General features: G+C 73.1%; 13 protein-coding genes. 10 read left to right on the top strand and 3 right to left on the bottom strand.

What is annotated here, in order from left to right; genetic code table 11:
• A partial coding sequence (locus Q0L15_RS00375) for an AAA family ATPase (protein WP_296601422.1) occupies positions 1-2,884 on the top strand: 2,884 nt, incomplete at its 5' end.
• A gap of 10 nt (positions 2,885-2,894) precedes the next feature.
• Here Q0L15_RS00375 and Q0L15_RS00380 read toward each other — a convergent pair.
• The gene (locus tag Q0L15_RS00380; protein WP_296601423.1) at positions 2,895-4,037 is read right to left on the bottom strand and encodes a TIGR04053 family radical SAM/SPASM domain-containing protein; all 1,143 of its coding nucleotides are present in this window, start codon (positions 4,035-4,037) and stop codon (positions 2,895-2,897) included.
• A gap of 193 nt (positions 4,038-4,230) precedes the next feature.
• Between Q0L15_RS00380 and Q0L15_RS00385 the strand changes: the two genes are divergently transcribed.
• The 3 genes from Q0L15_RS00385 (at position 4,231) to Q0L15_RS00395 (ending at position 6,490) form a co-directional block, all read left to right on the top strand.
• On the top strand, positions 4,231-4,482 hold the full coding sequence (locus tag Q0L15_RS00385) for a hypothetical protein (RefSeq protein ID WP_296601425.1): 252 nt from the start codon (positions 4,231-4,233) through the stop codon (positions 4,480-4,482).
• Positions 4,483-4,544: 62 nt separating this feature from the next.
• Positions 4,545-5,594, top strand: coding sequence for a cupin domain-containing protein (locus Q0L15_RS00390; RefSeq protein WP_366939517.1), 1,050 nt, complete (start codon positions 4,545-4,547; stop codon positions 5,592-5,594).
• Positions 5,591-6,490, top strand: a complete 900-nt coding sequence (locus Q0L15_RS00395) for a sucrase ferredoxin (protein ID WP_296601426.1) — start codon at positions 5,591-5,593, stop codon at positions 6,488-6,490. The genes Q0L15_RS00390 and Q0L15_RS00395 overlap by 4 nt, the downstream gene beginning before the upstream one ends.
• Here the strand turns inward: Q0L15_RS00395 and Q0L15_RS00400 are convergent.
• Both Q0L15_RS00400 and Q0L15_RS00405 read right to left on the bottom strand, forming a co-directional pair.
• Positions 6,468-7,028: a hypothetical protein gene (locus Q0L15_RS00400; RefSeq protein WP_296601428.1), complete on the bottom strand. Its 561-nt coding sequence runs from the start codon at positions 7,026-7,028 to the stop codon at positions 6,468-6,470. The genes Q0L15_RS00395 and Q0L15_RS00400 overlap by 23 nt on opposite strands.
• 30 nt (positions 7,029-7,058) lie before the next feature.
• Positions 7,059-7,796: an SDR family NAD(P)-dependent oxidoreductase gene (locus Q0L15_RS00405; RefSeq protein ID WP_296601429.1), complete on the bottom strand. Its 738-nt coding sequence runs from the start codon at positions 7,794-7,796 to the stop codon at positions 7,059-7,061.
• Between the two features lie 84 nt (positions 7,797-7,880).
• Between Q0L15_RS00405 and Q0L15_RS00410 the strand changes: the two genes are divergently transcribed.
• From Q0L15_RS00410 to Q0L15_RS00435, 6 genes are all read left to right on the top strand, one after another.
• The gene (locus Q0L15_RS00410) at positions 7,881-9,218 is read left to right on the top strand and encodes an NAD(P)-binding domain-containing protein (RefSeq protein ID WP_296601431.1); all 1,338 of its coding nucleotides are present in this window, start codon (positions 7,881-7,883) and stop codon (positions 9,216-9,218) included.
• Complete coding sequence (locus Q0L15_RS00415) at positions 9,215-9,805, top strand: TetR/AcrR family transcriptional regulator (RefSeq protein WP_296601434.1); 591 nt, start codon at positions 9,215-9,217, stop codon at positions 9,803-9,805. Before Q0L15_RS00410 ends, Q0L15_RS00415 begins: the two co-directional genes overlap by 4 nt.
• On the top strand, positions 9,802-10,707 hold the full coding sequence (locus Q0L15_RS00420) for an alpha/beta fold hydrolase (RefSeq protein ID WP_296601435.1): 906 nt from the start codon (positions 9,802-9,804) through the stop codon (positions 10,705-10,707). Before Q0L15_RS00415 ends, Q0L15_RS00420 begins: the two co-directional genes overlap by 4 nt.
• 70 nt (positions 10,708-10,777) lie before the next feature.
• Complete coding sequence (locus Q0L15_RS00425) at positions 10,778-11,530, top strand: ZIP family zinc transporter (protein ID WP_296601437.1); 753 nt, start codon at positions 10,778-10,780, stop codon at positions 11,528-11,530.
• Positions 11,531-11,833: 303 nt separating this feature from the next.
• Positions 11,834-13,219, top strand: coding sequence for a cytochrome P450 (locus tag Q0L15_RS00430; protein ID WP_296601439.1), 1,386 nt, complete (start codon positions 11,834-11,836; stop codon positions 13,217-13,219).
• Positions 13,220-13,262: 43 nt separating this feature from the next.
• A partial coding sequence (locus Q0L15_RS00435; protein ID WP_296601441.1) for an MFS transporter occupies positions 13,263-14,290 on the top strand: 1,028 nt, incomplete at its 3' end.

Here is a 14,290-nt window from a genome sequence, read left to right on the forward strand (position 1 = left end):
GACGGGCTCCACGACGGGCTCCACGACGGGCTCCACGACGGGCTCCACGACGGGCATGGTGCTCCTCTCCGGCGACGCCGGCGTCGGCAAGACCCGGCTGCTCACCGAGCTGCGCGACCTCGCGGTCCAGGAGGGCTGGCGCGTCGTCGCCGGCCACTGCCTCGACTTCGGCGACAGCGCGCTGCCCTACCTGCCGTTCTCCGAGGTCCTGGGCCGGCTCGCGGGTGAGCTGCCCGAGGTCGTCGACGAGGTCGCCGCCCGCCACCCGGCGCTCTCCCGCCTCCAGCCCGGCCGCCGGATGATGGGCTCCTCCGAGCGACCCGACGACCTGGGCGCCGTCGACCGCGCGGACCTGTTCGAGGCGGTCCACACGCTCCTCGAGACCGCCGCCGAGAAGGCGCCGCTCCTGCTGGTCGTCGAGGACACCCACTGGGCCGACCAGTCGACCCGCGACATGATCAGCTTCCTCTTCTCCCGCTCCTTCGACGGGCCGGTCTCGGTCGTGGCGTCCTACCGCGCCGACGACCTGCACCGGCGCCACCCGCTGCGCCGCCAGGTCGCGGAGTGGTCCCGCATCCGGGGGGTCCACCGGGTGGCGCTCTCGCCGCTGCCCGAGGACGCCGTACGCGCCCTCATCGCCGAGCTCGTCCCCGAGGGCCTCGCCGAGAAGGAGCTCGCCGACATCGTCGACCGTGCCGAGGGCAACGCGTTCTTCGTCGAGGAGCTCGCCAGCGCCGCGGCCGGTCCGGGCCGCTGGGTCCCGGCCGACCTCGCCGACGTCCTCCTCGTGCGCCTCGACCGCCTCGACGACAACGCCCGTCAGGTGGTCCGCACCGCGAGCGTCGCCGGCCGCAAGGTCAGCCACGAGATGCTCGCCGCTGCCTCGGGCCTCAGCGACGGCGAGCTCGACGAGGGCCTGCGCGCCGCGGTCGAGATGAACATCATCCTGGCCGGCGAGGGCCGCTACAGCTTCCGGCACGCGCTGCTCGGCGAGGCGGTGTACGACGACCTGCTGCCGGGCGAGCGGGTCCGCCTGCACGCGCGGTACGTCGCAGCGCTCCGCGACGGGCTGGCCCGCGGCACGGCCGCCGAGCTCGCTCGCCACGCGCGCCTGGCCACCGATCTCGACACCGCCTTGACCGCGAGCATCCAGGCGGGACGCGAGGCGTGGGACGTCGGTGGGCCCGACGAGGCGGCCTACCACTACCAGCAGGCGCTCGAGCTGCTCGCCGACCCGCGCCGCTGCGAGCGCGCCGAGGTCGACGTGTCCGCGCTCGTGCAGAGCGCCGCGGAAGCGCTCAGCGAGAGCGGAGACCCGCAGCGGGCGGTCGCGCTGATCCAGGAGCAGCTCGACCGGCTGCCCGACGACGCGCCCCCGGAGTGGCGCTCGCGCATGCTCGCCACCCGGGCCGGGATCCTCATCCACATCGACACCGAGGAGGACCCCACCGAGGTGTCGGCCGAGGCCCTGGCCCTCGCCCCCGAGGGCGAGAACCGCTGGCGCGCGAGCGCCCTCACCGTGCACGCACGCGTGCTCGCCGGCATGGGCCGCTACGACGAGGCGCAGGTCGTCGGCATGGAGGCGCTGGCCCTCAACGAGCGGCTCAACCTCGACCAGCTGGCCTCCGAGGCGATCACCACCCTCAGCGGCCTCAAGAAGGCCGGCCCCAAGGAGGGCCTGCGGGCCGCCCTCACCGACGCGGTCGCACGGGCCGCCGAGACCGGCGCCCTGCAGGCCGAGCTGCGGGCCCGGTGGCTGCTCGCCCGGTCCTTCGAGGACTGGGGCGAGTTCGACGACTCCGAGCAGTGGTTCCGCAGCGCCATCGACCGAGCGGCGGCCGACAACATCACCTGGGCGCCGTACGCGCTCGAGTCACGGGTGCAGCTGTCCTGGATCCGCTACGTGCGCGGCGCCTGGGACGACGTGCTCGAGCTGACCGACCTGCGCGGTGAGACGCCGCCGCCGATCCCGCGGGCGATCCTGACCGCCCTGCGCCTCAGCGTCGAGCAGGGCCGCGGTGCCGACGTCGCCGCCGAGGCGCGCAAGCTGCGCCGCTTCTGGTCGCGCGAGGGCGTGGTCGGCATCCACTCCGCGGCACTCGAGATGGTGCAGGCGGGCCGCGTCGGCGACGCCGCCGGCGCCCTGAAGGTCTACGACGACGTGGTCGGCGTCCTGGGGCGCCTCTGGCACGAGTGGTTCAGCGCGCGCATCCGGTTCGGCGCGGTCGCGATCGGCGCGGTCGCCCAGGCGATGCCGAGCCTGTCGGCGGCGGAGCGGGCGGCGTACGCCGAGCGCGTCGACCGTGTCCACGCCGACGGCCACGTCGTGCTCGACCGCTACTCCGACCCGTCCGGCCACTGGGGCCCCGAGGGGCGGGCCTGGATGAAGCGGCTCGACGCCGAGACGTTGCGGGTGCGCTGGCTGGCCGGCGTCGACGCGCCGCCGCTGGACGCTCTCGTCGACACCTGGCGCGACGCGGTGGTGCTGTTCGAGGACTTCGGCCACGTCCACGAGCTGGCCCGGGTGCGCGCGACCCTGGCCGGGATCCTGCGCGCCACCGGCGACCTGGCCGGTGCCCGCGAGCTCGGCGACCTCGCTCGCGAGGCCGCGCACCGGCTGGGTGCCCAGCCGCTGCTCGACGAGCTGCGGGCGATCGGCAGCGCACCGGTGCGCGAGGAGTCGGCGCCGGACGCCCTGACCCCGCGCGAGAGCGAGATCCTGGCGCTGGTCGCCCAGGGTCGCTCGAACGGCGAGATCGGCAAGCAGCTGTTCATCAGTGCCAAGACCGTGTCGGTGCACGTCTCCAACATCCTCGGCAAGCTCGGCGCCGCCGGGCGCACCGAGGCCGCGGCGATCGCCCGGCGGCGAGGACTGATCCCCTAGGTCCGGCCGCTCAGCCCGCGGCGACGCGGATGCAGGTCGGGTCGGAGCCGAGCAGGTCGCCGGTGACGGCGTACGCGTGCGACCGCGAGCCGCCGCACACCTCGCGGAACTCGCAGGTCCCGCACGGGCCGTGGAACGCCGCCGGGTCGCGCAGCGACCGCAGCAGCGGATCGGTGCGGTAGAGGTGCCGGAACCCCTGCTCGGTCACGTTGCCGCAGCGCTGCGGGAGGAAGCCCGAGGGGTACACGTCGCCGAGGTGGTCGATGAACGCGAACCCGCGGCCGGAGTTGACGTCGATCGGCGGCCGCGGTCGACGCAGCTGCTCCACGTGCCCCTCGCGCAGGCTCGCGGTCGCCGCCGTCAGCCGCCGGTGGAGGTCGCCGAGCTCGGCGTGGTCGCCGCGAGCCCGCTGGATCGCGACCCGGCGGTAGTGCGGCGCCTCGGTCGCCTTGACGGCGACGAGGTCGGAGACGTCGTGCATCCAGTGCAGCACGTCCTCGACCTCCGGGGCCGAGAGCGGGGTCAGCGCCGTGCCGCGGCCGGTCGGCACCAGGAAGAACACGCTCCACAGCGATGCGCCCAGCTCGAGCACGGTGCGCAGCACGTCAGGCAGCTCGCCCACGGTGGCCTGGGTGACCGTCGTGTTGACCTGGAGCCGGAACCCGGCCTCCTTGACCCACCGGGCGGCGCGCAGGGTGTCCTCGAAGACGCCGGGCACGCCGCGGAAGGAGTCGTGGGTGGCGGCGACCGCCCCGTCCAGGGACAGCGACACGGCGACGGCGCCGGCGGTGCGCAGCTCGGCGAGCACGTCGGGGGTGAGCCGCGGGGTCACCGAGGGAGAGAGGGCGACGTGCAGGCCCAGCGAGGTCCCGTACCGCACCAGCTCGGGCAGGTCAGGTCGCTCGAAGGGGTCGCCGCCGGTGAGGACGACGATCGGATAGGGCCTGCCGAAGCCGGCGATGTCCTCGAGGAGCGCCTTGCCCTGCTCGGTGCTGAGCTGGCGCGGGTGGGCCCGGGTCTGGGCGTCGGCCCGGCAGTGCCGGCAGACCAGGGCGCAGGCACGGGTGACCTCCCAGATGGTGATCATCGGCCGGTCGCCGGGGTCGTGGTGCAGCTGGCGCACCGCGCGCGGCTCGGTCACGACGCTGCTCACCGTGCCTCCTCGATCGGCGCCGGGCGTCCCGCGGGAATATCCACGGCTCGAGCCTAGAGAAAAAGTCGCGCGACGACCAACCGGGGTCGATCCCCGCACGGCCGGCCGCGCCGCGGCGGCGTGCTCGAGCGGTGTACGACGTCGTGCCGGGGGTACATGATCGGCACAACCGCATCCGATCCAGGAGGACCCGATGACCAGCACGCCTGAAGAGCCCCTGAGCGACGACGACATGACGACCGCCCCTGCGGGCGATCCGTCCCAGGGCCTCGGCGGCGGCGACGCCGACGGCACCGACAGCGACGGCAGCGACGGCGACGCCACTGACACCACCGACGGCGACGCCTCCGACGGCGACGGCACCGACGGTGGCGACGCGGACGGCACCGACAGCGACGGCAGCGACGGCGACGCGACCGACACGACCGACGGGGACGCGTCCTGAGCGCTCTCGATCTGCTGAGCGGTGACGCCCAGACCTTCATCTCGAAGGTCTGGGCGTCCCGCGTGCACCTGCACCGCACCGACCCCGACCTGCTGGTCGGGCTGCTCTCGCTCGACGACGCCGACCACCTGCTGACCGCCAGCGCCATCCGCACGCCGTCCATCCGGATGGCCAAGGACGGCGCGGTGCTGCCCGAGTCGGCGTACACCCGCGGCGCGACGCTGGCCGGCAAGCCGCTGACCGGGCTCGTCGACGCCCGCAAGGCGCTCGCGCTCTTCGCCGACGGCGCGACCGTGGTCTTCCAGGGGCTGCACCGCTACTGGCCGCCGCTGACCCGGCTGGTCGCCGAGCTCGAGCTCGAGCTGGGCCACCCCTGCCAGGCCAACGCCTACCTGACGCCGCCGGGGTCGCAGGGGTTCGCGGTGCACTCCGACTCCCACGACGTGTTCGTGTTCCAGACCGCCGGCTCCAAGCAGTGGGAGGTCCACGGCGCCGACGGACCCGAGGAGGTGCTCCTCGAGCCGGGCCTGTCGATGTATCTGCCGACCGGCACGCCCCACGCCGCTCGCGCCCAGGACACCGTCTCCCTGCACGTGACGCTCGGCATCAACCAGCTCACCTGGCGCGGCCTCGTCGAGCGCACCGTCGCGCCGCTGGTGCGCGAGGTCGCCGACGAGCACCTGCCCGCCGGCTACCTCGACGACCCGTCGGTGCTCGCCGGGCCGCTCGCCGAGCGCCTCGAGCGGCTCGCTGCCGCACTTCGTGACGCCGACGCGGGCGCCGCGGTCGAGACGGAGGTACGCCGGTTCCTCACCAGCCGGCCGCCGCGGCTCGAGCACGGCCTGCACGACGTGCTCGCCCGCGCCGAGATCACCGACACGACCGTGCTGCGCCGCCGGCCCGGGCACCCGTGCGTCCTGCTCGACCGGGGCGACCGGGTCGAGGTGCTGCTCGGCGACCGGTCGATGAGCGTGCCTGCCTGGGTGCGGCCCGCGCTCGAGGTGGTGCGATCCCGCGCCGAGCTCACGCCCGCCGACCTGCCGCTCGACGCGCAGAGCAACCTCGTCCTGTGCCGCCGCCTGGTCCGGGAGGGCCTCCTGGAGGTCGGGTGAGCACCTTCCGGTGCGCGGCCTCCAGCCTGCTGCGCGACGAGCCCGTCGCGGGCACCGCGACCCACGTCCGCACCTGGCTGCTGCTCGAGCACACCGGGCCGTGGGGCAGTGACGCGCTGCTCGACGCCCGGCTGCCCGACGGCCTCGGCCCGACGTTGAAGGGCCTGGCGCGCGAGCACCGCGCCAAGGTGCTGCTGATCCGCCGGTTCAGCTCCAAGCCCGACGGGGAGGGCGTGCGGGTCTTCGCGGCCCACGCCGACCCGGTCGCGCCACGCCTGGAGTCCGGCGTGCTCGCCGACGAGCGGGAGGTGCTCGACCTCGACCTCGGCACGTTCCGGTCCGGCGGCACGACCGGGCTCCCGGCGTACGAGGGGACGCTGTTCTGCGTGTGCACCAACGGGCGCCACGACGCCTGCTGCGCCGAGCGCGGCCGGCCGATCGCGAAGGCGCTCGACCAGGCGCACCCCGAGGAGACCTGGGAGGTCTCGCACATCGGCGGCGACCGGTTCGCCGGCAACATGGTCGTGCTGCCGCACGGGCTCTACTACGGGCGGCTCGACCCGGTGTCGGCACTCGCGGCCGCGGGCGCGCACCTGGCCGGTGAGCTCGACCTCGACCACCTGCGCGGCCGCTCCTCGCAGGCGATGCCGGTGCAGGCCGCCGAGATCTTCCTGCGTCGTGAGCTCGGCGTGACGCGCGAGGCGGACGTCGTGCTGACCGCGCTGTCGCGATCGGCCGACCTCGCCGAGGCGACGTTCGTCGTCGCGGGGGCGACGTACGGCGTGCGCGTGCGCACCACCAGCGACCCGGCCACGGCGACCCGCCTCACCTGCCAGGCACGCCGCGACAACCCGGTGCCCCGGCACGAGCTGCTCAGCGTGACCCGGCGCTCCTGACGACGACCAGCACGCCCTCGCCGCCGGCCCAGCGGCCGGTGAGCGAGGCCTCGCCGCCCACATCCGACCCGACCAGGTGGACCGGCACCGCGACGGGCTCGTCGACCGGTCCGCCGCTGCCCTGCACCGCGACCAGCGGTTCGCGGCTCTCGCGGACCCCGTCGACCTCGAAGTACTCCGCCGCGCCGCTCCCGCCCTCGAGCACCGTCGCGGTCACGGTCGCCTGCCAGACCGGGTCACCCTCGGCGTCGTACACCCACCGGGTGCCGAGCACCGAGTGCTCGGTGGTGCCGACCAGGTGTGTCTCGGCGCCGTCGAGTGGCGTCGCGCGGTAGGTCAGCGGGACGTGCACGAAGCCCCCGTCGGCGCGGCTGAGCACGATGCCCTCCATGCCGACCTCGCCGTCGGGGTCGTCGATCCGGTAGCCGCCCACCACCGTCAGCTCCGGCAGCCCCGCCGCCCAGTCCCGGCTCGGCAGCCAGGCATCGAGCAGCTCCTTCTTCGTCGGGGTCAGCGTCGCGTGGTGGAGGAGGGCCATGCCGCGAGCCTAGGGCTCCGTCGCGGGCTGCTAGCCGAAGGCCCGCGTCACGTGCCCGACCAGGTCGGGGTAGCGCATCAGGTGGGCGCCGCCGTTGATGTCGAGGACCTCCCCGGTCACCCACGCCGCGCGGGCGAGGTAGACCGCGGCCTCGGCGATCTCCTCGGGCGTGCCCGAGCGGCCCAGCGGCGTGTTGGCGACGTAGTCCTCCTCGATGCCGGGGATCTCCATGGCGGGCGCGGTCAGCGGCGTGACGACCAGGCCGGGCGCGATCGCGTTGACCCGGATGCCTCGAGGACCGAGCTCGAGCGCGGCGACCTGGGTGAGCATCGAGAGCCCGGCCTTCGCGGCGCAGTACGGCGCCAGGCCGGCGCCCGGCTGGCGACCGTTGAGCGAGGACAGCGAGATCACCGACCCGCCCGCGCCGAGCCGGCGCCCGGCGTGCTTGATGACCAGGAATGCGCCGTTGAGGCAGACGTCGACGACCCGCCGCCACTCCGCCGCGTCCAGGTCGGTGACCAGCCCGAGCGTCGAGACCCCGGCACTGTTGACGACCACGTCGAGCCGCCCGTGCGAGGCGAGCACCCCGTCGAGCAGGGCCTCCACCGACGCCTCGTCGGTGACGTCGACGGCCACGTCGGCGTGGGCCGGGTCGAGGTCGGCGACCACCACCCGGCAGCCGTCGCCGGCCAGCCCGCGGGCGATCGCTGCGCCGATGCCCGACGCCCCTCCGATGACGACCGCGACGCGGTCCGTTGCCTGGTTCATGCGGCCTCCCGATCAGTTGACGCGTGTCAATCTAGGACCTACGGTCCGGGATTAGAACAGGTTTCAGTCAACTCAGGGGGACGCGTGCAGCAGTCCAGCAGCCGGCCGACGGTGGCCGTGATCGGTGCCGGCATCAGCGGCCTGACCGCGAGCAAGATGCTCGACGACTACGGCCTCGACTGGACGACCTTCGAGTCCTCCGACCGGATCGGCGGCAACTGGGCGTTCGGCAACCCCAACGGGCACAGCAGCGCCTACCGCTCGCTGCACATCGACACCTCCAAGCACCGCCTGTCCTTCAAGGACTTCCCGATGCCCGAGGACTATCCCGACTTCCCGCACCACACCCAGATCAAGGCCTACCTCGACTCCTACGCCGACGCGTTCGGGCTGCGCGAGCACATCGAGTTCGAGAACGGCGTGGTGCACGCCGAGCGGCTGCCCGGCGGGGGCTGGGAGCTGCAGACCGAGCGCACCGGCACCCGCCGCTTCGACCTGCTCGTCGTCGGCAACGGACATCACTGGGACCCGCGGTTCGCGGACTTCCCCGGCGAGTTCAGCGGCGTCTCGATCCACTCCCACCACTACATCGACCCGCATGACCCGCTCGACTTCACCGGCAAGCGGATCCTGGTGGTCGGCCTGGGCAACAGCGCCGCCGACATCGCGGTCGAGCTGTCGTCGAGGTCGCTGCAGAACGAGGTGACGCTCTCCACGCGGTCGAGTGCCTGGATCGTGCCGAAGTACACCTACGGCCTCCCCGCGGACAAGTACTACGTGACCACGCCGTACCTCCCGCTGAAGTGGCAGCGGTGGTTCGTGCAGAAGATGCAGTTCATGGCCGGGTCCGACCCCGAGCTCTACGGCCTGCCCAAGCCCAACCACAAGTTCTTCGAGGCCCACCCGACCCAGTCGGTCGAGCTGCCACTGCGGCTCGGGTCGGGCGACATCACGCCCAAAGGCAACGTCGCCCGCCTCGACGGCGAGACGGTGCACTTCGAGGACGGCACCAGCAGCGACTTCGACGTGATCGTCTACGCCACCGGCTACAACATCACCTTCCCGTTCTTCGACCCGTCGTTCATCAGCGCGCCGGACAACCGGATCGACCTCTACAAGCGGATGTTCAAGCCGGGCATCGACGACCTGGTGTTCGTCGGCTTCGCCCAGGCCACGCCGACGCTGTTCCCGTTCGTGGAGGCGCAGGCGCGGCTGGTGGCGGCGTACGCCGCCGGTCTCTACCGGCTCCCCGATGTCGCGGAGATGGAGCGGGTGATCGCCGAGGACCAGCAGAAGTACACCGGCCACGTGCTCGACCGGCCGCGGCACACCCAGCAGGTCGACTACTTCATCTACGAGCACGACCTGCGCGCCAAGGAGATCCCCGCCGGGCGCAGGCGCGCGCAGGTGAGCTCCCGGTGAGCGCGACCAAGGGCGACGAGCGGCGCACGGCGCTGCTCGCGGCGCTCGAGGAGCACCTCGAGAGCGCGAACCTCGACGAGATCAACATCGCCGACATCTCACGTCGCGCCGGGGTCACGCGCTCGGCGTTCTACTTCTACTTCGAGAACAAGGCGGCGGCGGTCGCGGCGCTCTACGAGGAGATGTACGCCGACGGCTTCGGTGCGGCCGAGGTGCTCGGCGGCGACGGCACGCTGCGCGACCGGATCTCCTCGGCGATCCGGGCCATCGTGCACGGGTGGGGCCAGCGCACCCACCTCTACCGCGCGATCCTCGACGCGCGCGCCGCCAGCCCGGCGGTCCGCGACCAGTGGGACGCCTTCCTGGCGACGTACGTCGACCTGGTCGCCGCGCTGATCGAGGACGAGCGCGCCGCGGGTGTGGCGCCGCCGGGACCGGACGCGCACGCGGTCGCCACCGCGCTGCTCGACCTCAACGACCGCACGCTCGAGCGGATCGTGCGGGCGCAGGACGACGTCGACGCCGACGCGCACGTGGAGGCCGTCGTCCACACCTGGCTGGCCGCGATCTACGGGAGGACCTCATGAGTGGGGCTGTGAAGTACGACGAGCTCACGTTCCCCTCGGGGGGAGTCGACTGCCACGCCTGGCACTTCACCGGCGAGGGCGACGCGCTGGCCACCGACGCCGGCCGGCCGGTGGTCGTGATGGCGCACGGCCTGGGTGGCACCAAGGACTCCGGGCTCCGACCGTTCGCCGAGGCGCTGGCCGCGGCCGGTCTCGACGTCCTGGCCTTCGACTACCGCGGCTTCGGCTCCAGCGGCGGGTCGCCGCGCCAGACGGTGTCGATGGCCGGCCAGCTCGACGACTACCGCGCGGCGATGGCGGCGGCATCGCGGCTGCCGGGCGCCGACCCCGCCCGCCTCGTGCTGTGGGGTGTCTCGCTCGCCGGCGGTCACGTGATGGCGGCCGCCGCGCACCGCGACGACGTGGCCGCCGTGGTCTCGCTGACACCGCTCGTCGACGGCCTCGCCGCCGGCCGCCACGCGCTCGCCTCCCACAAGCCGTCGGCGATGCTGCGCTCGACCGCGGCGGGCATCCGCAGCCGCGTCGGCTCGCCGCGGATGATGCCGGTGGTCGCGCGCCCCGGCGAGCTCGGGGCCCTGACGCTCGAGGGCTGCCTGGAGGACTACCTGGGACTCGCGGGCCCGACGTGGCGCAACGAGATCGACGCCTCGGTCGGGCTCGAGCTCGGCAACCACCGACCGGGCAAGCAGGCCAAGCACGTCCGTGCGCCGATGCTCGTGCAGATCGCCGACCTCGACCGCAGCGCCCCGCCGCACGCCGCCGCCAAGGCCGCGTTCGCGGGCCGCGCCGAGGTCCGCCACTATCCCTGCGACCACTTCGACGTGTGGCCCGGCAAGGAGTGGCACGCTCCCGCGGTCGCGCACGAGGTGGCGTTCCTGACCCGGCACCTGGCGCCCGCCTGACCGTTCGCCAGCGTTCCTTGCGCGACCGCAATGGGTACTGCCCTGGCGGGCGAGACGAGAGGTGGACGGCGTGCCGACGTGGGTGGAAGCAGGGCTGTGGGGACTCCTGGCCGGAGGCGCGCTGGTCGTCGGGGCCGCCGTGGCCTGGTCCGTGCGGGTCCCGCGGATCGTCGTCGCCGGGGTGATGGCGTTCGGCGCCGGCGTCCTGATCTCGGCGCTCGCCTTCGACCTGATCGACGAGGCGGAGCAGACCGGCGGCCTGACGGCCACCGCGGTCGGGTTCCTCGTCGGAGCCATCGCGTACGTCGCGGCGAACTCCTACCTGGCCCGCCGCGGTGCCCGGCACCGCAAGCGCGCCGGTGACGAGCAGCCCTCGGAGGACGAGCAGGCCGGCAGCGGTACGGCGATCGCGGTCGGCGCCCTGCTCGACGGTGTGCCGGAGTCGGTGGTGCTCGGTCTCTCGCTGCTGGGCGGCGGTGGCGTCGGCGTACCCGTGCTCGCGGCGATCTTCATCTCCAACCTGCCCGAGGGGCTCTCGAGCTCGGCCGGCATGAAGCGCAACGGCCGCAGCGCCGGCTACGTGTTCGGCGTCTGGATCGGCATCGCGGTGGCCAGCGGCGTCGCCGGCGCGCTCGGCGTGCTCGCGCTGCAGGGGGCCTCCGGCGAGGCCGTCGCCGCGATCACCGCGCTGGCCGCCGGGGCGATCCTGGCGATGATCGCCGACACGATGATCCCCGAGGCCTTCGAGCGCGCCCACCTCCTCACCGGCCTGATCGCCACCGTCGGCTTCCTGACCTCGTTCGTCATCGAGCGCGCGGGTTGAGTGTCCGCGGCTCGGTCTGCCGGCTGTAACGCCGTGTTACCCCTTCATCCCACCCTGCTGCGACGGGGAGGGAAGAAGGCGTAAACGGGCGTTACAGCAGCGGCGGCCGCCCCTTGCCGTCGGCGCGACGAGCCAGGGCCTGAAGCCAACCGAACTCGCTGGTCCGAGGACCCGGTCCGAGGTCGGGCTGGCTTGAGACGCGTTCGCCTCGGGTGGCCGGGTCGTAGTCGGACAGGCGGGGCCGCCCGAACAGCACCTTATTGACACCTATTCAATTCGACGGATGCGACCTAGAGTCGGTCCATGGCGACGCTGTACGACGTGAGCGGGCTGACCGACGAGCGCATGCGACGGATGAGTCCGGGCAACCACGGCAAGCTACCGCCGGTCGACCTGACCGGCCTCCCGCCCGGCCCGAGGTGGCCGGTGCTGGTGCAGACCGCCGGTCTCCTGCGGTTCCGCCACCGCTTCCACCCCTACATGCGCCGCAAGTACGGCGACGCCTTCACCGTCCGGCTCGCGCCGGGCGGCCGGCCGCTGGTGTTCTTCACCCGCCCCGAGCACGCGAAGGAGATCTTCGCTGGCGACCCCGAGGTCTTCCACGCCGGCAAGGCCAATGGCATCCTCGGCCCGATCATGGGTGAGCACTCGCTGCTGCTCCAGGACGGCGCCGAGCACAAGCGGGCCCGCAAGCTGCTGATGCCGGCGTTCAACGGCCACGCGCTGCGCGAGTACCAGGACCTCGTCACCGAGGTCGCGCGCGCCGAGGTGGTCGGCTGGCGTGACGGCGAGCAGTTCCGCGCGCTCGACCGGATGAACGCGCTCACCCTCGAGGTCATCCTCCGCGTGGTCTTCGGCGTCACCGACGAGCGCCGGCTGGCCGCGCTGCGCCCCCGGGTCCACAAGACCGTCAACATCAGCCCCGCGATCCTGCTCGGCTGGGGCTACCCCTGGCTGCAGAAGTACGGGCCCTGGAAGGCCACCGTCGACAACCAGCGCGAGCTCGACCGGCTGATGTACGCCGAGATCCGCGAGCGGCGTACCGCCCCCGACCTCGCCGAGCGCACCGACGTGCTCTCGCGGCTGATCCTCCAGGGCGAGGGTGCAGACCGCTTGGACGACACCGAGCTGCGCGACCAGCTCGTCACGCTGCTGCTCGCCGGCCACGAGACCACCGCGTCCGCGCTCGCCTGGGCGCTGCACGAGCTCGGCCGCGACCCCGCCCTGCTCGCCCGCTGCCAGCAGGCCGCGACCACCGGCGACGCGGACGGTGACGAGCTGCTCGAGGCCGTGCTCAAGGAGTCGATGCGGCTGCACCCGATCATCCCGATGGTCGTGCGCACGCTGATGAAGCCGGCCACGATCGCCGGCTGGGACCTGCCGGCCGGCACCACCGTCGGGCCGTCGATCATCATCGCCCACCAGCGCGAGGACAACCATCCCGATCCCGAGGTCTTCCGGCCCGAGCGGTTCGTCGGTCAGAACCCGCCGCCCAACACCTGGATCCCGTTCGGTGGGGGAGTGCGCCGCTGCATCGGCGCCGGGTTCTCGCTGATGGAGGGGGTGGCGATCCTGCGCGAGGTGCTCACGGCGTACGACGTCAGCGCGGTCGGCCCCGACGAGCCGAAGGTCCGCAACATCACCAGCGTGCCGCGCCACGGCGCACGCATCCGGGTCACGGCTCGATAAATCGCTGTCCGCGGGCGGTCGCCCGCTGGGACGATCGCACCTTGTGATCGACCGACTGCGCCGCCTGCGGCTGGACACCACGCCGTTGCGGCAGTCCCGCGACTTCCGGCTGCTGTTCCTCGCCGGCACCGTCTTCTACTTCGGCGCGATGGTCAGCTACGTCGCGATCCCGTACCAGATCTACACGCTCACCGACTCGAACTTCGCGGTCGGCGCCATCGGCCTGGTCGAGCTCGGCCCGATCATCGTCTTCGGGCTGTATGGCGGCGCGCTGGCCGACCACGTCGACCGGCGCAAGCTGCTGATCGGCACCGGCCTGGCGCAGGCGGTCTTCACCGCGCTGCTCGCGCTCAACGCGTTCCGTGACGACCCCGATGTGTGGGTGATCTTCGTGGTCGCGGTGTTCCTCGCGTCCTGCTCGGCGCTGCAGCGACCCTCGCGCGAGGCGCTGCTGCCGCGCACGGTCAAGCACGACCAGCTGACGGCCGCCAACGCGCTGGGCAGCCTCGGCATCCAGACCGGCCTGCTCGCCGGCCCGGCCGTCGGCGGGGTGCTGGTCGCCTACGCCGGCATCGGCTGGTGCTTCGTCATCGACGTGGTCGGCCTGGTGATCGCGTCGTACCTCTATGTCCTGATGCGCCCCTACGCCCACCGCGAGGAGACGACTCCACCGAGCCTGTCGGGCATCGCGCAGGGCATGCGCTACGCGTTCGGACGCCGCGACCTGCTCGGCACCTACTTCGTCGACATCGCGGCGATGCTGCTGGCGATGCCGGTCGTGCTGTTCCCGGCGCTGGTCGAGGAGGTCTTCGACCGGCCCGAGCTGCTCGGCATGCTCTACACCGCCGAGGTGATCGGCGCGATGGTCGCGACCGCGCTCAGCGGCTGGACCTCGCGCTTCCACCACCACGGCCGGGCGATCGTCGTCGCGGCGGCGGCGTACGGCGGCTGCATCGCGCTGGCCGGCCTGATGCCGAACATCTGGCTGGTGGCGCTCGCGCTCGCGTTCGCCGGGGCGGCCGACATGATCTCCGGTATCTTCCGCTCCACGGTGTGGAGCCAGACGATCCC

This window comes from Nocardioides sp., assembly GCF_024509035.1.
GTDB lineage: Bacteria > Actinomycetota > Actinomycetes > Propionibacteriales > Nocardioidaceae > Nocardioides.